Here is a 21,942-nt window from a genome sequence, read left to right as displayed (position 1 = left end):
AATCGCTGTCGACGACAGTGGCAATGTTTACGTAGCAGCCCAAATCCAGTCCGGGACTGTTGGTACAGATTCCCTGAGAGTGTACAAATATAGCTCAGGCGGTAACTTGCTGACAACGTGGAACTATTCGCCAGTCTGTTGCCGTTGGGGTCCGCTATTCCTTGGGATAGTGACAGATACTTTGGGGTTCGTCTATCTGAGCAATTTGTATGAAGGCGCCATTCTTAAATACACTTCCTCCGGTCAACTTGTTAACAAGATCGTTTCATCAGGCTCAGGCAATGGACAGTTCAAAAGTCAACTCGGAATTGCCCGTACGAATAGCGGAACGTTCGTGGTGTCCGATGCTGGCAACAGCAGGATACAGGAAATAACCCGAGATGGTTCATTCGTCAGGAAATGGGGCGTGTTTGGCGGCATGGGTGATGGATATTTCAACTTCCCACATGGGCTGGCCGTCGATTCTGCGCGCAAGGTTGTGTATGTCGCTGATTTCTGGGATTCGCGTATTCAGAAATTTTCATTGGGCGGTGATTTCATGGCCAAATGGGGCACCAATGGAACGGACAGCGGCAAGTTCACGAACCCCGAGGGCATCGCTGTGGATCAATTGGGGAATGTGTATGTGAATGATGCTGGAATGTGCAGAGTGCAAAAATTCGATAGTGCAGGACATCTTTTGAAACTATGGGGGCGGCAGGGGAGTAGTTCTGGGCAGTTCCAACGCAATTCAGCGATTGCAGTGGACAAAGACAACAATGTGTATGTGACCGATGGAACCAATCGCGTCCAAAAATTCTCTTCCGATGGTATGTTCTTGATGCAATGGGGGTCCACGGGAAATGGAGACGGACAGTTTGTTGTTCCCCGAGGAATCACGATCGACAATCAGGGATTTGTTTACGTCGTTGACCACGGTACGTATAACGAACGAAGCCGAGTTCAGAAATTTACTTCAAGCGGCGTCTACGTTGCGAAATGGGACTTGGGAGTTAATCAGTGGGACGGGACTCCAAGGCTTGCCGGCATGTCAATTGACAGGTCAGGAAATCTATTCTTGGTTGATGACGGTGAGAAAAAGATCTACCGGTTCACCCCTGGGGGCAGCTTGCTGGCAAGATGGGACTGTGCCGACCCTTCGGGTCTTGGTGTTGACGGATCAGGATCTATCTATGTTGTAAGTGGTCAGGACGGTGGAAGCATCGTAACGAAATACGCGCTTTATGGGCAGGACTATACTATCCCGACCCTGACAGCTTTAGCTCCATCGACCGTGCTAAAGGGAAGTGATTTCGGCGTTGAAGTGAGAATCAGCGATTCCATCCGGACCGCGAATGTTTTCGGTGTTGGCTTTGATCTCAACTTCACGAATACCTCCTACGTCGATTTTGTTTCAGCAGATACGAGCGGTTGCTTCCTCGGATCCAGTCTTCTTTACATCCTGACCCCTGACGATGCAAATGGAAAGGTCAGCGTTGGCCTATCTCGAAAAGCACCGACTTCAGGTGTCTCCGGTGGAGGAACTGTAGTCAAACTGAAGTTCCGCGTTTCAACAAATGCGCCGGACAACGGTAAGGTAATTTTCAGACTGTCCAACATCTCGGCAAATGATGCAAATGGGACAGCAATTGTTCTGACTCCTGTTGCTGATACGACCACGATCACCCCAAATCTCAACATCTGGCCGGGAGATATGGACAATAGCGGTGTGGTTAACCAAAATGACATCTTACCACTTGGCGTGTATTGGGGCAAGACGGGTTTGGCGCGTTCAAGTCCTTCTACACAATGGCTTGCACAGTCAGCAATACCCTGGTCACCTTCGGGTGCTACATTTGCTGATGCCAATGGAGATGGAGTTGTGAATCAAGCAGATGTCTTGCCTATTGGGCTCAATTGGGGCAAGACACGCCCCGCCATTACCACGGCTATTTCGGTCAAACGGAGTGAGAAGGATAACGTTACGGGAATTCAAGGAACTCCGGTCCTCCGAGCAATAGGCCCCATCTCTGTTCGTGGGAAGTCGACATTTGATGTCAACGTAATGCTTGGAGATACCATAAGCCCTGCATCTTCATTGTTCGGGATCTCGTTTGTGCTTGATTTCGCCGGATCAAAGGGGACGATACAAGCTACGGAAGCGACATCTGGGTCACTGTTAGGCAATGATGTGATTTTCTATCCGCAAATTGACAACGCTAGTGGGAACGTTGCGATAGGTGTAACCAGAAAGAGCGGAGGTGGTGAAGTGACTGGATTTGGTCAGCTCGCTAAAATCAAATTCCAGGTTGTCAACAATACCACTAGCTCGTCGTTTGCTTTTACCACCCGCGATATTGCTGCAAACGATGGAAGCGGCAACGCTCTTGTTGTCCAGGCTTCTTCAAACACGGTTCTCGTTTCAATAAACGATGCTGCCCAAGTTCCACGCGCCTATCGCCTCGATCAGAATTTTCCCAACCCATTCAATCCATCTACAAGGATTGCCTTTTCGATCCCGCAAACCTCCAGGGTTCGTTTGAGCATTCTTGATGTTCTGGGAAGAGAAGTAGTGCTTCTTGTAGAAGATGAGAGACTGCCGGGCATGTATAACGTGCTTTGGGATGCGGGCAGCATGCCAAGCGGCACCTACTTCTATCGATTGCACGCTGGCGAATTTGTGGCAACAAAGAAGATGCTTTTGTTGCGATAGTATAGAGCTAGGCATGAACATTGTCTACGCTGTATGACGTGAAGCTTCGATTCACACCACGAGAGGAATTGAACATGACACTCGCCAGAATAGCAATTGGAATGACCATCATTCTCTCAACCTGCAGAGTCAACGCACAATCGGGAGGCGGACAGGCATTGAATCTTGATGGGAGCAGCGCGTACGTAATTCTTCCATCATCCTCCACGCTGACCTCGTTCACCAATAAAATCACGATCGAGTCGTGGGTGAAGGTGAATGCCTATTTGGGGAATGTTATCACGTCCGGGAACGAGAACGAATTCGCGCTTGCGGTTCTTGATTCTGGTCGAGTCGGTGTGACGATGACTCTTGTGAACCACCAAGCAAATGGATCATTCATAGGTAACCGCAAGGTGCCACTCGGTCAGTGGTGCCACATTGCCTTCTCCTACGATGGGACAACGGAGTCGATTTTCGTCAATGGCGTGCTAGACACTAGTTATAGTACTTCGGGGAATGTGTGCACATCGTCTTATCAAGAAAACATCACGATTGGTGGATACACATGGAGTAACTATTCTCAGCATTCCTCTTTCCTTAATGGGGTCGTTGAAGAACTAAGAGTGTGGAATGTCGCGAGGACGGCGTCACAAATTCAAGCGAATATGAATCGTACTGTCGGGAGCAGCGAGACAGGTCTAGTTGGATATTGGAAATTCGACAACAATGTGAACGACAGCTCGCCAAATGGCAATAATGGTACGAGTTACGGGCATACTCAATTCATCACATCGACTGCTCCGCTAAATATTCTGGGAGAGGTAGTAGCAGACGCGAACTCCACGCTATTGCTACACTTTGATGAAGCGACGGGCCAAACTGTGTCAGACGGCAGCGGATTGGGCAATTCCGGTATCGCCGTTGGGACTACGATCTCTAGTGGTAGATTCGGACAAGCCAGACAATACAATGGCCTGTCCGATTACATTCGCGTCGCTGATAATGCCTCATTGCGCCTTCAGAGGGACTTCACCGTGGAAGTGTGGGTCAGGCGACCTAGCGCAACATCTAATTTCCAACCTCTTATGGTAAAAGGAACAGGTAGTGTAAATGGATGGGGAATGTTTATCACTTCTGACAAGCTCCATTTCTCAAGCATGGGGTTGGCTGATTACGTTGGAAACACTTTTATTAAGACAAATGAATGGACACATCTGGCCGCTGTATGCGGTGGCTCGTCGACACTCAGTCTTTTTGTAAACGGAGTTCTGGACAAGGCTTTTACCTTCTCAACTCCGATGATTGCGACCGACAGTTTCTTCATCGCGCGGGATAAGGGTTTGTCGTTATGTTTTACAGGGATTATCGATGAAGTGCAGATTTCTAGCAAGGCAAGGTCCCCACAAGAGTTCAATCTTCAGCTGCCACCATCGAATCTCAATGCGAGTTCCAATGGATCATCTATAAATCTTAGTTGGCAAAATGGCGGGGGCGCTGTTGGGTTGTTGCGGTACAGGATCTACCGTGGGATTGATTCGTCGACTGTAAGCTTAATCGATTCGACGAGTTCTACGGGCTATCTGAATTCAAGCGTAGTATTTGGAGTCAAATATTACTATCGGGTTGCCTCTGTTGATCTGTCGGGGTTTGAAGGAGCAAAAAGTTATTCAGCATCCGCTATGGTTGTGGTCCCTCCGCCGCCCGCTCTGGTGGCAATTGTTAGTCCCAAGAATGTGGCAAAGGGGGGCGAATGCATTGTCGAAATCAAAATAGCAGATTCACTGCGCTTCGCCAACATGTTTGGTCTCGGATTCGACCTTAACTACTCAAACACCTCATATATCGATTTCGTGTCCGCTGACACAGCCGGCTGTTTCCTGGGGCCCAATCTGGTGTATATCTTAACATTTGATGATCCCAATGGAAAGGTGAGTGTTGGCCTTTCCCGAAAAGCGCCTCTGCCTGGTATAACTGGTGGAGGAACGGTGGTTAGATTGAAGTTCCGTGTCTTGACGAGCGCACCAGACAACGGGAAATGTGTATTCAGTTTTTCGACCATATCTGCCAATGATCCGAACGGAACCTCGATTTCGTGCACTACTATTCCTGATACAATGACTGTGATTCCGAACCTTAATGTTTGGCCAGGTGATACGGACAACAATGGGCTGGCAAACCAAAACGACGTATTGCCGCTTGGATTGTTTTGGGGGAAGACTGGTCCAACGCGGCCTAGTGCATCCATACAATGGAGTTTGCAGCCTACTGTACCGTGGACGCCAGCAGCCGCAACATACGCCGACGCTAACGGGGACGGCATTGTCAACCAAAGTGATATATTGCCCATAGGTCTCAATTGGGGCAAGGTTCATAGCTTCTACAGCACTGAGCCATTGATGGTTCATCCTCAAATAGTGGCAAGGGCAAGCGCGTTTGAGATTCCGATCCTGCGAGTTTCTGGTCCGGCCTCTGTGCCCTCCACTAAAACATTTGAGATCAACGTTATACTGGGAGACTCAGTACATCCTGCTTCTGGCTTGTTCGGAATCTCCTTTGTGCTCGACTATGCGAGCTCAAGAACCTCAATTCAGGCAATGGAGGTAACTCCAGGATCCTTACTTGGAAACGACGTGATCTTCTTTCCACAGATCGACAATAACAATGGCTCGGTTGCTATCGGTCTGACAAGAAAGAGCGGGAGCAGTGAAGTCACTGGATTCGGCGAAGTGACGAAGATAAAATTCCAGGTTGTGAACAACTCAAGTAGCCCTTGGTTTGTGTTCACAACCCGCAACATTGCGGCAAATGATGCGAGTGGGAACACCGTCGCTGTTCAGTCTTCTTCAAATTCGGTTATCGTTTCAGCAAAGGAGGCGACTCAAATCCCTATTGGATTCCACCTTGAACAAAACTATCCCAACCCATTCAATCCATCTACGAGGATCGCGTTCTCGATTCCGAAAACCACGAAGATTCGGTTGAGCATCCTTGATGCTCTCGGCCGAGAGGTTGCGGTTCTTGTTAACGGTGAAAACCCCCCGGGAGTCTACGAATCACAATGGGAAGCCGGCAACCTGGCAAGTGGCGTGTATTTCTGTCGGTTGCAGGCAGGTGAATTTGTGGAGACGAAAAAGATGATCCTAATCCGCTGAATGTTGAGAGAGTTCATGATTTGAGGCGAGGGGGCCAGCCTCCCTGAATGTGTCGCGAAGTGCTCTTCATGAACAGTTGCAGGTTCATACTCCCCCGCTACTAAGTTCCGAACGTTGCTTTGGCCCAGTCGGAATTTGCTGAGCAAATTGACTAACTTAGCATTGGCACCAACACAGGACTCTGGTCAGGAACAGCGATTGTTTCTCGAGGGCTGCCAAGAAACAACGACTCTACGCCAGTCTTCCTCATGACGCGACGGTGTACCGCTGAGAGGTGATGGACCATTCTCAACAGTGAGAATCTATTCCCGACGGATCGCGGATGCTACATGATTCCGCATTTTCCCGGTGTTTTACGGATATTTCGTGTACGTATTATTACGTACACGCATTTTGTACGTAATTGAGCGAATTGACTTTCATACAATCTCTTCAAACATTGACCGTTGTTGTTCCTCAACCGCCTATCGTCCGAGACTCGCAGGCAAATTCAAATCAGTGAGATCCGCGTTAATTAGCACCGGCCTGCAAGTGTGACGAGAGCAAGCGCCTGGCCAGTATCCTGGTCAACCCACATTCCCGTTTACGCCGATCATTGGTGTAGTCTCCCTGCGCAGGAGGCTTTAATAGCCCCGAGTGCTCAGTCCTCACAGGGAATGTGGGTCGCGCTTGGGGCTAAATTCTTGTACAAAGGGAGAGAAGAGAGAAGTCGCAGAGGGGAGTGCTGAAGATTTTCAGCGATGCGCGCGTTCCCGGAGCACAACCATGCGTCAACGGAGAGTCTTGCTTCTGTTTCTATTTGTGGCCATAGGCATCATGTATGTTCAAGCCCAAGAGCCTGATTACCAAAAGTGGCTTCAGAAAGAGCAAGAGAGGTACCAACAATTCAAGGACGAGCGTGACAAGGAATTCACCGACTTCCTGAAACGCGAGTGGAAGCAAATGCAATCGTTCAACGGGCTCGTTCCGGATGAGACGCCGAAACCAGTAAGGTTGCCGGTGTATCGGCCGCCGTCGCTACCGCCAAAAGATACAACCTCGATTCCAGTTCAATTCAAAGGTGTCCCGCCAGCGAAAGAGAAACCCGAGCCGCAGCCAAAGTCGGCACCTGTCCCGTCCGTCAGCAAGGCAGAGAAACGATCATCCCGAGATGTTCCCTTTTTTAATACGAAGGTGTCGCTTCAGCTTGATGATGCGGCTCTGCCAAGACTCGGAGCGAATGTCAACAAAGATGTGATCAGCGAGTTTTGGGCCGCGTTGAGTAGATCCAGCTACGAAAACCTACTAGCGCAAGTCCAGCATGATCGCAGTGAAATGTGTCTGAATGACTGGGGATATGTCCAGTTTCTGTACAAAGTAAGCCAGAAGATCTACTCCACATCTCGAAATGAACAGATACTGTTTACATGGTTCATGCTCGCCAAGTCCGGATATGATTCAAAAGTGGGGTACAACAACAACCAGCTCTACCTCTTGTTGCCGTCCGACACCAGGCTCTACTTCGTCTCGTATCTCTGCTTTGCCAACGACCAACGAAGGTTCTACGGTCCCTCGCTTGACGCTGCTACAAAGTCATTTGATGGTCCGCTCTATACATATGAAGGGAAATATCCCGGGGCGGACAAGAACATAGACTTCACTGTCAAGGAGTTGCCAAAGCTGAAGCGTGAGGCGGCCACGAGGAAGCTCCAATTCACGTTCGAGGGGGAGGTGCGTGAATTCACTATCAGAATGAGCAGAGATGCTGTGGATTTCTTCACTGACTATCCGCTCAGCGATATGAAGCAGTACTTCGATGCGCCTGCCTCTGCTGAGGCAATCCAATCACTTTTGCCTCAGTTGAAAGTCGCACTGCAAGGTAAGACGGAACTCGTTGCTGTGAACATGTTGCTTCGGTTTGTGCAGACCGCTTTCGAATACAAGACGGATCCGGAGCAATTCGGAAAGGAGAAACCACTCTTTCCGGATGAAACACTCTTTTATCCCTACTCAGATTGTGAAGACCGCTCAATTCTGTTCGCATATCTTGTGCGACAATTGCTAGGTCTCGGGGTCGTGGGCCTGGATTACCCCGGACACATTGCCACAGCGGTTCTCTTCAGCACGAAGGTCAGCGGTGATGCAATCGAGTATCAAAGCAAGAGGTATGTCATATGCGACCCGACTTACATCAATGCCGATGCTGGCGCATGTATGCCGCAATTCAAGTCCGTGAATCCCAATGTAATTCCGATCGTAAGCCACGCAATTGAAAACTAATCAGGAACAAGAATTCACACATATCCCATTCAACAACTATGGAGGCTGTATGCGCACTCTCATTTCGATCGCATTGTTCGGCATCATTGTTCTGACGCTGATCGGTTGCAGTTCCGGCTCGCAGACAATTGGAGGCACTGGCGCCGGGGATATTCCTGAATGGTATATCAATGTACCACAAGATCCCAGTGTGTTTTTCGCGACCAGTTCACAGGTCTCGGGAGATATGCAGCTTGCCGTTGACAAGTCCACGAATGCAGCGAGAACTGAACTCGGTCGAATGGTCGAGACAAAGATATCGGGATTGCAGAAGCGTTTCACCGAAGAGACGGGAACTGCAAACAACGCCCAGCTTCTTGACATGTTCACGCAGGCAAGTAAGAATGTGGTCTCCAATAGTTTGTCGGGTAGCAAGGAAAGCAAGAAGAAGATCGTGAAGGACGGAAGCAATTGGAGAGCCTATGTGATGGTGGAATATCCGGTGGGTGCGGCGAGCGAGGCATTGATGCAGCAGATCAAGACCAACGAGCAGATGTTCACGCGGTTCCGGGCTGCCAAGACGTTTGAGGATCTCGACAAGGAAGTGAAGGAGTACGAGGAGGCGAAGAAAAAGCAGTAGTGTTTCCTCGGTCAAAGTGGCGTGAGACTCTCGCTGTAGCCCTGTAAGCTCGGCAAAACCTCACATTGCATTTCCACTGCCGAATGCTTCACACGACGGCAAGAAAGCTGACACGAAGAGACGCCTTTGACTCTTGGCATCGGCGCTGTCCTCGCTTGAGGCCGTGAAGAAGCGAACAAAGCGATCCCCGTGCTTTTTTGCGTCCCAGAAGAAGGAAACACTCGATGAAACGATTCATAATTGTGTCTCTTCTTTTCACGTTGCCATGTGCGCTCCTTCTGGCGCAAACGCCGGAGTGGGTCAAGAACGGCGGAACAAGCGTGAAATTCCCCGATCAGGTTTATCTTACAGGGTTTGGGATGTGTAAGGTGAACAAGGAGTTCGACAAAGCGAAAAGTCAACAGCGGGCAATTGAAGTCGCCCGGGGGTATCTGGCACAGAGAATAAAGGTTCGTATCCAGAGCGAGGTCGGGTCCGCCGTCGTGGAGCAAAACTCGACAATCACATCCTATTTCACCAACGCCACTCAGTCCATGTCGACGCTTGAAATACAGGGGGTCGATTTCCAGACATTTTACGATGATGATGAGGAGATGTCATATGCACTCGCCATCGTGCCACGGGGTCACTTGGTCAAGATGTATGATGAAAAAGAGGCTGCGCTCAAGAAAGAGATCAGGCAGCACCTCGAATCAGGCAAGCTGATTGAGGGGAGCGGATTGAAGACGAAAGCGCTGGATGAATACCTGGCGTGCCATTCTCTGTTCCGGGCACTGGAGGAAGCGCAAGCTATCTTGCTGGTGGCGCGGGCAGCAACAAGTGATGCATCCAGGGAGCTTGCGGGTCGGGTGGCGAAGGAGGAGATCGCGCTGTCGGAGGTTCGGGAGGCGGTCCAGCGTTTGCTTCAGAAGCCTGTCTCCAGCATCGAGGATCTTGCGTGGAATCTCGCCTATTGTTTGAAGGAGCAATGTGCCCTCGGGAATACGAGCGTACTGGTTAGCCCCTTTACTTTCCAGGACACGAAGATAGGGAGCCCATTTGCCAGGTATTTCAAGCAGGTTCTCGAAGGGAAACTGATCGAAGTGGCGAAGTGGAACCCCGTGCAACCGATTGAGTCGAACAACTCCAGGGAATTCAATATCTCCCGAAGTATCGCAGAAGCTGCAGGTGCCGAACACATGCTCAAAGGATCCTACTGGAAGCAGCAAGGGAAGGTGAAGGTTATTGCGCTGCTTCAGAAGACTTCAGATGGAAAGATCGTGGCGAGTGCGGAGATGACCGTCGACGAGCAGGTTCTGTCAAGCAGTGGCTTAAGTCTCGAACCTCAGAATTTCCAGGCGGCTTTGATCGATCAGAAGCAGTTTGGAAAAGACGAAGTAGTTGGCGGTGGGTTGATGCTCGAGTTGTGGACGAATAAGGGGACGGAGGACCTGGTGTTCACGCGTGAAGATACCATGACGGTATATGTGCGTGTCAACGTCCCTTGCCACATCCGGTTCATGTATCACCTTGCAAATGGCATGCGCGTCGTTCTTGAAAAGGACCATGTGATTGACCAGTCAAAAGTAAACATGGTTTATACTTCTCCCCGCTGGATGTTTACCTGCGATGCGCCGTATGGAGTGGAACAAATGCAGGTGTTTGCTAGTTCAGAACCATTCGAGTCTCTCGTTACTGAAAAATGGGGAGACTACGACGTGCTGAAAGAAGATCTTGGAAAGTTCCTCTCAACACAGCGAGGAATGAAGATGACGAAGCAGGGAACCATGCGAGCCGAAACCCGACTGGTACTGACGACGGTGGAAAAGTGAATGAGGCGGTGCGCAGGATCAGCGATCCCTCAAGAGAACGAGAGCCCATTTTCGTGCAGGGTGTGGCAAATGGCTCCTGAGTGAACATCCTAAGTGTCAGATTAGACGTTCTGTGGCAGCATGGTCAGATTTTGAAATCAAACGTTCTGCTCCAATCCGAGAGGAGTTCTAGTCGTGGCCCAGCCTACTAGGAATCGAATGAGAATGGTGAGGTTGTTTTCGACGATTGTGGTGAGTGCAACTGTGCTGTACGCGCAAGTGCCAACGAATGGCCTTGTAGCATACTACCCATTCAACGGAAACGCGAATGACGCGAGCGGAAATAGTCTCAACGGTACGGCGAGCACCGGTGTGAGCTGGACAAGCGATAGATTTGGAGCGGCAAACAAAGCCACCAACCTTGGAACGACCAGTTCGATAATTGAGATCGCTGATAACAGTCTTCTTGATCTGCAAAACGACTTCACTATTTCGGTGTGGTTCAGAGGATCGGATTTCAGCTATACTCCCATACTGCTGTCAAAGCACCAGGCAAGTCGAGATGTCGGGACGTGGGCTTTGAGAGTAAATTCGACCCGCACACCCAATCTGGCCAATTGGATCAGCAGCGGTGTATTCAATTTTCTGAACGGGGGCGCGAAGTTCGCGGTAAGCAGTTGGCAACATGTTGTCTTTTTGTTCAAGAAGTCCGACAACAGTTGGTCGTTCTACGTGAATGGATCGCTCGATGCTCAGGGTACTGCAGCAATTGTTATCAACAACACAAGTTTAAGCCTTCGCATTGGAAACGAGAATTCCCCCGGCGGCTCCTCCTTTGTGGGAGACATGGATGACATCAGGATCTACAACAGGTCCTTGGCGATCAACGAGGTCGACTCCCTTTATCACGAGGGAGGCTGGGCTTCGGGGTCGCTGGCGAACACAAAATTCGTCTTCAGCTCGAACGCTTTCGACGGAGCAAATCGGTATCAGATCTACAAATCAAACTCCGACGGAAGCAATTGGATACGATTAACCAGCAACTCTGCGCAGGAAAGTGACCCTCACTGGTCACCCGACGGATCAAAGATCGTGTTCTATTCGAATCGTGACGGGAACAACGAAATCTACATCATGAATGCTGACGGCACAAATCAAACGCGCATTACGAACAATGCGGCCAGCGATTCTAGCCCAGCTTGGTCACCGGACGGAACAAAGATCGCCTTCACTTCAGACCGAGACGGCAACAACGAAATCTATGTCATGAATATTGACGGCACAGGTCAGACTCGGTTGACGAATAATACGGCATCCGACGGTGCTGCTTCATGGTCCCCCAACGGCTCAAAAATCGCGTTCTGGACAGACCGCGACGGTAACGGTGAGATCTACGTCATGAACGCCGATGGTACCGGCCAAACACGTCTGACGAATAACACGGTGCCAGATTGGAGTCCGATCGCTTGGTCGCCCAATGGCACGCGGATATCATTTAGTCGTGGGGCGACCGGTAATCATCAGGTATATATCGTGAATGCTGATGGATCCGGGCAAACACAGTTGACGACTCTGGGGAGCGCTAACGATCACACTACTTGGTCTCCTGATGGAACGAAGATCGCGTTTCTGTCCGATCGGGATCACACGGATATATATTCCCTGTACACAATGAACCCGGATGGTTCGAGTCAAACGCGCCTGACAAACAACGTTCCTACGACAACAATATATGTCCCGCAATGGTCGACATTCCTCGGAACTTCTCCTGCCGTGCCTACGCTCGCCTCGCCAGTGAACAGCGCTACGGGTGTGTCCACCAGCCCGATCCTGAGCTGGGGGGCTTCGAGCGGGGCGACATCATATGAGTTGCAGGTTTCTACCAATTCCAGCTTTTCTTCAACTGTCTTGGATCAAAGCGGTATCACAGCGACGTCGTACTCAGTGACAGGGCTTTCAGGTGGTACACAATATTACTGGCGGGTCAACGCAACCAACGCAGCAGGCACAAGCGCATGGAGCTCTACATCGAGTTTCACAACCATCGTCACTGTCTCGATTCCTTCGCCTCCAGCATTGCCCGGGTCGCCTGTCGATGGTGCGACGGGTGTGTCAGTGAGTCCAACGCTGAGCTGGAGTGCTTCAAGTGGAGCGGTGTCATATCGTCTCCAGGTTTCGACAAACTCCACATTCTCCTCACTCGCCTTCGATCAGAGCGGTATCACTGCTGCAACATATCCAGTCACCGGACTTTCCAACAACACATTGTACTACTGGCGAGTCAACGCAACCAATACCGCTGGTACGAGTTCTTGGAGCTCCACCTGGAGTTTCACGATCATACCTGCGATTCCTCCTGTGCCCACCACCCCATCGCCCGGAGATGGTGCAACGAATCAATCTGCAAGTCCGACCCTTAGTTGGGGAGTTTCTGCCGGTGCCACGTCGTATCGTTTGCAGGTGTCCCTAAACTCGGCCTTTTCAACGATGGTGCTTGATCAAAGCGGCATCACTGGAACATCGTACGGAGTATCCGGTCTTTCCAACATCGCGCAGTACTATTGGCGGGTCAATGCGAGCAACTCCGCGGGTACGAGCGCTTGGAGTAACGCATGGAGCTTTACGACCATTCCATCCATTCCTCCTCCTCCTACCACGCCATCGCCAGTAGATCTTGCACCGAATCAATCTACAAGTCCGACGTTAAGTTGGGGGGGTTCTACGGGCGCCACGTCGTATCGATTGCAGGTTTCGACTACAGCGAGTTTCTCCACTTTCATTATTGATCAAAACGGACTGACGACGAATTCCTATTCTGCCAGCGGCCTTTCCATGGGAACGACTTATTACTGGCGGGTGAGCGCTACGAACGTCGCTGGAACCAGTTCGTATTCAAGCGTCTGGACATTCTCGACGGGAGTAATTGTGTCGCCTCCAACTACTCCCACGCCGGCAGACCTATCTACGGGGGTCTCCATTACGCCAACCCTCAGCTGGAATGCTTCCAGTGGTGCGACCTCATACCACATCCAGGTTTCAACGAGTGCCAGTTTCGCCAACCTATTGTTCGATCAAAGCGGGATTGCTGGGACCTCGTTTAATGCCAGCGGGCTTGTGAATGGTACGACTTATTATTGGCAGGTGAATGCGACTAACAGCATGGGAACGAGTTCTTGGTCGAAAGTATGGACCTTCACCACGATTCCCATCATTCCCCCAATCCCGGTCGGACCAACACCCGTCGAAGGTGCCCTCAATGTTCTTACAAACACAACTCTCGGTTGGGTGGCGTCCGCTGGAGCGGTTACGTACCGCCTGCAGATTGCGACGAGTGCAAGCTTTGCCAGTCCGGTAGTTGATCAGACGGGACTCTCGTCACCTTCCTACACACCCATTGGTCTTGCGAACAGCACTCTATACTACTGGAGAGTCAACGCCTCGAATGCAGGAGGTACAAGCATTTGGTCGGGTCCCTGGAGTTTTACGACGATTGTCGCACCACCGATTCTAACGCTGCTATCACCGGCTGACGGCTCCACGGGCACATCTGTGAACCCAACTCTCAGTTGGTCATCCGCGGCCGGGGCGACCACCTACCGGCTGCAGGTCTCCACCAGCTCAAGTTTTTCCCCCCTCGTTGTGGATCAGGCAGGTCTTACAGCGACGTCGTATTCAGTCAGCGGACTTTCGAACAGCACGTTGTACTATTGGCGCGTCAATTCATCAAACGCGGGAGGAAGCGGCGCATGGTCTGCATTGAGGAGTTTCACTACAATAATAGCGCCGCCGCCAACTCCAGTACTCACTTCGCCTATCAACGGTGTGTCTAATCAGGCCATAGCCCTTTCCTTGGTTTGGGGAGCAGCAAGTGGTGCGTCGACATATCGTCTGCAGGTTTCGACTAGCCAGTTCTTCTCTACAATATTGACTGATGTGTCAGGCCTCACTGCAACTTCCTACGATATCTCCGGGCTTGCGTACGCTACGACTTACTATTGGCAAGTATGTGCAACCAATGCTGGCGGTACAAGCTCGTGGTCGTTGCCATCGAGTTTCTCCACGGCGAATATTCCCTTGCCGGCCGTGGTTCTTTCCTCTCCGGCAGATGGAGCGCAAGGCCAGTCGACAAATCCATCCTTTAGTTGGCTCTCGGTCAATGGTGCCACTTCATATCAGCTTCAGGTCTCTTCCACTTCTTCTTTTTCAACGTTGGTTGTAGATCAGTCATTTCTGGCGACACCCTCGTTCACCGTGACAGGGTTGTCCAATGGATTGACTTACTACTGGAGAGTCCGGGCTGCCAATGCGGGGGGACCAGGCCCATTTTCCAGTACGCGAAGCTTCGTTACTATTCCTCTCTCACCACCGGCTCCATTACTAAACACGCCTCTTGATGGCGCTCAGAAAGTCTCGGCATCCCCAACCCTGACCTGGTATGCGGTTTCTTCCGCGGAAACCTATAGAGTTCAAGTTTCGACGAGTTCGTCGTTCGCCACGACCCTGGTTGATCAGGCAGGCCTTACAACGACTGTTTACAGTGCCAGTGGCCTGGGATACAGTACAAATTACTATTGGCGCGTGAACGCGACAAATGCAGGGGGAACCGGGCCATGGTCCGCAAACCGAAGTTTCACGACAAATGTGGCTCCGCCTCCTACGCCATCGCTCGCATCGCCTGCCACAGGATCCTCAGATGTAGCATTGACGCCGACATTGAGCTGGGGGGCTGCAGCAAGTGCGACTGCATATAGGGTCCAGGTGTCCTTTTCTTCCAATTTCGCATCCACTGTGGTCGATGATTCGACATTGACTGGAACCTCGCGTCAAATCGGACCACTGACAAATGGGGCAACCTACTACTGGCGAGTCAGTGCCTCAAACGCCGGAGGCTGGGGCGCGAACTCTACGGTCTGGAATTTCATGACCATCCCTGCTCCCCCCTTAGCACCTGTGTTGTCTTCTCCCAGCGATGTTGGTACGAGAATCTCGGTCAATCCGACTCTAACTTGGAATGCATCGGCGGGTGCGACAAGATACCATGTGCAGCTGTCGATTTCGCCGACGTTCGGAACTACTGTTCTTGACGATTCGGCTGTCACAACCACCTCAAAAGGGGTCGGACCGTTAGGGAACAGCACTACACACTACTGGCGGGTGAGTGCATCGAATGCGGGCGGATCAAGCTCCTATTCGGGTATCTGGAGTTTCACGACAGTGGTGCCGCCTCCACAGGCGCCGACGCTGCTTGCTCCTGCCGACGTCGGATCAGGAATCTCCATCAATCCCACACTAAACTGGAACGCGTCGGCCGGCGCGACTAAATATCATGTGCAGGTGTCGACTTCACAGACGTTCGGATCTCTCCTGATCGATGATTCCACAATTACAGCCACATCAAAGGGGGTGGGACCGCTGGCCAACAGCACGACGTATTACTGGCGCGTATGCGCTCTAAATGATGGCGGGAGCAGTCCCTACCAGGCTGCGAGGAGTTTCACGACGATCATCCAGGTCCCTGACGTCGTGTCACTCACGTCGCCTGCGGGCGGAGTGACGGAGCAGCCGATATCGCTCACGCTTGGCTGGTCGCAAGCTCCGCGAGCTGCAACGTACCATCTTCAATTGTCGGTAAGTTCGTCATTCAGTCCATTGTTGCTCGACGATTCAACAATTGTCAACACCTCCTACCAAACGCCAAGCCTTGCCGCCAACACAGTCTACTATTGGCGGGTTGGCGGAGTAAACGCGGGGGGCGCGGGTGCCTGGTCCATCTCAAGAAGCTTTACAACGGTCCCGATCCTCACAGTCGGACCCGCGCTGATTTCGCCGCAAGACAATGAGCTGAACGTTTCTCTATCCCCAACGCTAAGCTGGAACACACTCAGCGGCGCGGTTTCATACCGTTTGCAGGTGTCTGCGACGTCGGACTTCGCGACTCTAATCCTTGACCAGAGCGGATTGACTTCACCTTCAAGATCAGTTACAGGCCTTGCGAACGGGGCAAAGTACTTCTGGCGCGTCAACGCATCGAATTCCGCGGGAACGAGCCCATACTCGGGGCAGCGGAGCTTCACTACTTTCTTCTTGCCGCCTGCTGCCCCCGTGATATCTTCTCCCGGGAGCGGTTCATCAAATCAGCCAACAACGGTGACCTTGACGTGGAGTGCCCCTTCAACAGCTTTGACATACCACTTGCAGGTGTCACAAAACACCGCATTCGCACCGACTCTTGTCGATGACTCGACGATCACTTCAACCTCCAGGCAGGCAGGCCCGCTCTCGTTCGGTGGTACGTACTATTGGAGAGTGAGTGCCTCAAATACTGGCGGGTCGAGTCCGTATACTCAAGCTTCCAGTTTCTCCGTCGTCCCGGCACCGGCTCCGAGTGTCAGCATCAGCACCACAATCTCCTTTCCAGCGAGATCCCGTGCTGGCGATTTTACGGCTTCGGATTATCACCTTATCGGCCTGCCTGGCTCAACGGCAATTCCGGTCGCTTCTGTTCTCTCCGGGACTCAGAAAAAGGACTGGCAGGTATATTGGGACAATGGAAATGCGTCGAATTATCTGGTTGAATATGTCGCAGGCAATCAATTCCAGTTTGGATCTGGGAAGGCGTTCTGGGTTGTGTCGAAGAGTAGTCTGACCATCAACCAATCGGTTACGTTCCCCACGCTCAATTCGTCCGGCAATTTCGAAATTCCGCTTCAACCCAGTTGGAATCTCATAACGAATCCATTCAACAGCTCGATACCGTGGTCGAGGATTCAAAGTGCCAACAACACGACAGCCTCGATATTTGCTTTCAATGGTTCCTTTGGCAGCCCATCTGTAAACTTCGACCCATATGTTGGGTATTACTACTTCAACGGCTCGCCGGGGACGACTCTCCCGGTTCTCAAAATTCCGTACACCGCTTTGTTTGGGAACCTCGCCGGACCGATCGGCCCGACGTATGACGGATGGAAAGTAGCGATGTCGCTTTCATCCGAAGGATCTTCGGAGCAGTCATTGGCCGAGGCTTCATTTGGAGTATCTGTTGGTGCGGCAAATGGGATGGATGCATTCGACATGCGCAAACCGCGTGCTGTGGCACAGACTTCCGGTCTCTACTTCGACAGGCCGGACTGGGACGCGCTCTATTCTACGTTCGGATCTGATATTCGTCCGGTGATCAACAGAATTGAGAAATGGGATTTCAAGGTCAACGCCGAACCATTGAGACCGTCTCGTCTGATATTCCGAGGTCTTGCTGATGTCCCGATGTCGAATGAGGTCTATCTGGTCGATGCGGCAAACTGTATTTCAGCGAATCTCCGTCTTGACTCAGTTTACAGTTTCGTATCACCGTTGAGAGAATTGCAGTTCTCCGTTTTCGTCGGATCGACAGATGCCGTTCTGGCTCGGATCGTTCAGGCGCTGCCAACGGAATATGAACTAAGCAACAACTTCCCCAATCCTTTCAATCCAACGACCAGTCTCAGACTTTCCCTGCCGGAGAGATCGATGGTCCATCTTGCGATCTACAACATCCTGGGCCAGAAAATCCGTTCGCTCCGCACAGGCACGTTGACTGCCGGCAATCACTGGATCACGTGGGATGGGAAGAATGATCAAGGGGCGATTGCTCCCAGCGGGGTGTACTATTGCAGATTAAACATTGAAGGAAGGCAAAGCATCGTCAGAAGAATGGTTTTATTGAAATGAGGACATTACATATGCAAACGAGAATGTTTCGGCTGAGGTCCGTCTGTGTCTTGCTTGCTGCTCTGTTGCTGGCAGAGCCACTGGCCGCATCTTCACCTGTTCCAGGCGAGGATATAGCGGTAAAGAATGTGCGGTTCGAGTTATCGGGCAAGACCGTCATCGTTTCGTATGATCTCGCTGGCTCATTGGATCAGGCGTACTTGATTAAGGTGACACTCAAACGGAGACAGGTCCCGGGGTTTGAATATGTTCCGAAGTCGCTATCGGGTGACGTTGGGGAAGGGAAATTCAGCGGAGTCGGCCGCAAGGTCCATTGGGACATGCTCCGTGATTACCCGAACGGATTGGAAGGCGATGATTACTATTTCCGAATTGAAGCGACAATGATTTCTCAAAGCAGCAATCTTCTCTATTACGTTGGCGGCGGTGTGGCGGTGGTAGGAGCGGTGGTTTACCTCCTGATTCACAAGCCGTCGGTTGACGAGGGCGCATTTCCGCAGCCTTCCGGGCGACCAAGTGGTTACTAATTTCAAATGAGGAGGATTTCGCAATGGTAAGTGCAAGGCGATCCAACACATCACCAGATTGCACGCGGTCTTGGGACCGATTCACAGTGCTCGTGCTGATACTGATGCTCGTGTCTGTATTCGTTCGTAGTGTCGCGTTTGGGCAGGTGGCATCTGGGGAAAGCCAGTCGGGATCGCTCCTGGTTGGAGGCAAGAAGGTGGACGACCTATCAGGGCCTACAATCGAGATTCTCGAGCCCGCTGGGATGGGGCAGAGGGGGATGAAATCTGTAGCCGAAGAAGGACTGGTCGTGACCAGCGGCGAGATCAAAATCCGGGGTCTCGTGCGTGGAGCTAACGCCATTGCTGTCGTGAAGGTCCAAGGCAAAGAAGCTGATCTGAGGCCGACCGGGGATGGATACGAATTTTCGTCGGATGTGCTGCTGGAGTTTGGTCCCAACTCCGTCTCCATCGAGGCCACTGACATCCGGCGCAAGAGCTCTACTCTTTCATTCAAATTGAAGCGAGAAGTACCTGTTGCGAAAGTGGATAAGAAAGTTCCTCAAACCGAACTATTCAAGGGCCGTCAGGTGTGGGCGGCGGTGATCGGTGTCTCCGAGTATCAGAATCCAAAGATAAATCCCCTTCGCTATGCTGACAGAGACGCCGAAGCGTTTTATCAGTACCTAATTACGCCTATTGACTCCGGCGGGAGAGGAGTTCCCGAGGGCCATATCCGGAAACTCCTCAATAAAGAAGCCACCAGGGTGAATATTGTGGAAGCTTTCAAGGATTTCATGCGGAATACCATTGATGACGACATTGCGATCATCTATTTCGCCGGCCATGGCATGGTCGACCCGGCGAAGCCGACCATCGCTCATTTATTAGCCTATGACACGGACATCTCGAGGCTGGGGGCGACGGCGGTACGGATGAGTGAAATACAGGAATCGATCCGGGACTACATCAAGGCAGGAAGGATCATCGTGTTTGCCGATGCATGCCATAGCGCTGCGGTAGGCGCTGATGTTGCAATGCGAGATGTTGCGAGCGCTGAAACCGTAAATAAGTTTCTTGAAGATATCGCGAAATCAGGAAACAGTATACTCACGTTCAGCGCGAGCGAAGCCAACGAAACTTCGCAGGAAGGGCCGCGTTGGGGTGGAGGGCATGGCGTTTTTACCTTCTATCTGCTCGAAGGTCTGAAGGGAAAGGCGAACATAGATTTCGATCCAACGGATCCATTCATACGGCTTGGTCGACTCGTGGATTATGTTGAGAGTAACGTGAAGAGGGACACTCAGAGCCAGCAACACGCCTCGCACAGCCAGGGCACGTGGGATCGCAATCTGCCGATGTCAATCGCGACTGAAAAGTCGAAATAGTTCCTTTTGATCGAAAAGGAGGAATTTCATGCAACCTCATGACCAGAGAACCGCAGTTCTGCTCGCCCTAATACTTTTAGGTCCGGTTCTTCTTGCGCAGGACCGCGGATTTCGCCCTCTTGATGCCTCAAAGATCGACAGCCTTTCTGTCAAACCGGGGAAAGACTATGCGCTGCTGATCGGAATTGATGCGTATGAGGAGTTGAAAACTCTGGCAAACCCAGTCCGCGATGCAAGAACCATTTCAGAAGAACTGCGGGACCAGTACGGCTTCCAAACAGAGATTCTCGAAAACGTGAGGCAGCGGGAAATCCTGCTGAAGCTGCGGGACTATGCCCTCAGGAAGTACGGAGAGCAGGATCAACTGTTCATTTTTTTCGCTGGACACGGACAATTCGACGATGTCACTGGTGACGGGTATCTGGCCGCCAGGGATTCCAAGCTGAAGGATGATGCCAAGATGAGTTACATCTCCCATTCCAGCTTGCGAACGAGCATCAACAACATCCCTTGCAGGCACATCCTCCTCGTCGTCGACGCGTGTTTCGGTGGGACGTTTGATCCCCTTATCGCTGCAAACCTCCAGAGGGGGGAAGAAAGCAGTGACATAGCGAAGCCGGAATTCATCGCCCGCAAGATGAAATTCAAAACGCGCAAGTATATCACCTCCGGCGGCAAGGAGTATGTCCCGGATGTATCGCCCTTCGTACGACGCCTTCTTGAAGCATTTCGAAGTTATGGCGGCTCCGACGGAATTCTCACCTTCAACGAGCTTCTCCCATTTCTCGACAAAGTAAGACCTGAACCGCGCCACGGAGATTTTGGATCTCCAGATCCCGGTAGTGATTTTCTCTTCGTAGCAAAAGCACCGCCGAAGTACCTTGGTACCATGACAATCCTGCCGAGTCCGCCGGATGCTAAGGTTTTCATTGATGGAAAGCACGTATCAACAGGCTCGCTGGAACGATTCGAACTCCCTCCCGGCAAGCATGATGTCATGGTAGTCAAGGAATCCTTCGACGAATGGCAAAAAGAGGTGAACGTCGATCAAGGCAAAGATACACAGATTGAGATGAAATTGGATATCACCAAGGGGTACGTGTCCGTTGTTGGGGTTCCTTCGGACGCCGAGGTACTCATCGACGGAAAGAAAATCGGATTGGGGCCGCTCGTGCGGCACGATGCCTTGCCCGGATCTCACGCACTTGAGGTGAGAACTTCAGATCCAGCGCTCGGGGCATCGCGTGAGGTGGTTATTGTTAACCGGCGGGAGAGCAAGCTCGAGGTTCGCCTCGGCCAGTTCAATCCATATCCGGCTCTCCGTTCGGCCGTGATCCCAGGTTTGGGGCAAATCATTAACGGCTCAATCGCCAAAGGGTTCATGTTCCTGGGCGGTACGCTTGGCGCAGGTGCCTATGTGGTCCTCACTCATCTTGATTACACGGACCAGGTTGGCAAATACAATTCGCTTGTCACCGCATACGCGTCAGCTGCCTCGGTGGATGAAGCGACGACGAAGCGCGGGGAGATGTTGCGGCAATTCACCGTCGTCGAAGACGCAAAAAAGATGCGACTGATCGCAGCTGGTGCAACCGCCGGACTTTATCTTCTGAATCTCCTGGATGCATTGCTCTTCGACGCGAAACAGAGCCAGCTTGTTCTCCTGTCTGATCAGAGTGAAATCCAAATGCGTCCGATGTTCTACTCTGCAGCGCAAGGACCGGCATTGGAGGTTAGAATAGTCATACGGTAATTCAACGATGTTCTTGAATGCTACCAGGCAGTCCAGCACAGCCGCAAGAACCAGTTCTCTCAAAGCAAAGAATCCAGGCCCTGTTTCCCAACCA

General features: G+C 51.6%; 9 protein-coding genes. All 9 read left to right on the top strand.

The window, feature by feature from the left end; all coding sequences use genetic code 11:
* Positions 1-649 precede the first annotated feature (649 nt).
* The gene (locus NTU47_00340) at positions 650-2,692 is read left to right on the top strand and encodes a cohesin domain-containing protein (protein MCX6132230.1); all 2,043 of its coding nucleotides are present in this window, start codon (positions 650-652) and stop codon (positions 2,690-2,692) included.
* Positions 2,693-2,850: 158 nt separating this feature from the next.
* Complete coding sequence (locus NTU47_00335) at positions 2,851-5,826, top strand: T9SS type A sorting domain-containing protein (protein MCX6132229.1); 2,976 nt, start codon at positions 2,851-2,853, stop codon at positions 5,824-5,826.
* Positions 5,827-6,591: 765 nt separating this feature from the next.
* Positions 6,592-8,085 (top strand): hypothetical protein, encoded by a 1,494-nt coding sequence (locus NTU47_00330; GenBank protein MCX6132228.1) that lies wholly within the window; start codon positions 6,592-6,594, stop codon positions 8,083-8,085.
* A gap of 49 nt (positions 8,086-8,134) precedes the next feature.
* Entirely contained in the window at positions 8,135-8,704 is a 570-nt protein-coding gene (locus NTU47_00325; GenBank protein MCX6132227.1) for a hypothetical protein, read from the top strand.
* 224 nt (positions 8,705-8,928) lie between these two features.
* Positions 8,929-10,515, top strand: coding sequence for a hypothetical protein (locus tag NTU47_00320; GenBank protein ID MCX6132226.1), 1,587 nt, complete (start codon positions 8,929-8,931; stop codon positions 10,513-10,515).
* 204 nt (positions 10,516-10,719) lie between these two features.
* The gene (locus NTU47_00315) at positions 10,720-18,201 is read left to right on the top strand and encodes a DUF5050 domain-containing protein (GenBank protein MCX6132225.1); all 7,482 of its coding nucleotides are present in this window, start codon (positions 10,720-10,722) and stop codon (positions 18,199-18,201) included.
* 11 nt (positions 18,202-18,212) lie between these two features.
* Positions 18,213-18,728 (top strand): hypothetical protein, encoded by a 516-nt coding sequence (locus NTU47_00310; protein ID MCX6132224.1) that lies wholly within the window; start codon positions 18,213-18,215, stop codon positions 18,726-18,728.
* A gap of 23 nt (positions 18,729-18,751) precedes the next feature.
* Positions 18,752-20,095, top strand: coding sequence for a caspase family protein (locus NTU47_00305; protein MCX6132223.1), 1,344 nt, complete (start codon positions 18,752-18,754; stop codon positions 20,093-20,095).
* A gap of 28 nt (positions 20,096-20,123) precedes the next feature.
* Positions 20,124-21,848: a caspase family protein gene (locus tag NTU47_00300; protein ID MCX6132222.1), complete on the top strand. Its 1,725-nt coding sequence runs from the start codon at positions 20,124-20,126 to the stop codon at positions 21,846-21,848.
* Positions 21,849-21,942: the final 94 nt, after the last annotated feature.

This window comes from Ignavibacteriales bacterium (assembly GCA_026390595.1).
GTDB lineage: Bacteria > Bacteroidota > Ignavibacteria > UBA10030 > UBA10030 > UBA9647.
This window is presented reverse-complemented; position numbering and strand designations above follow the sequence as displayed.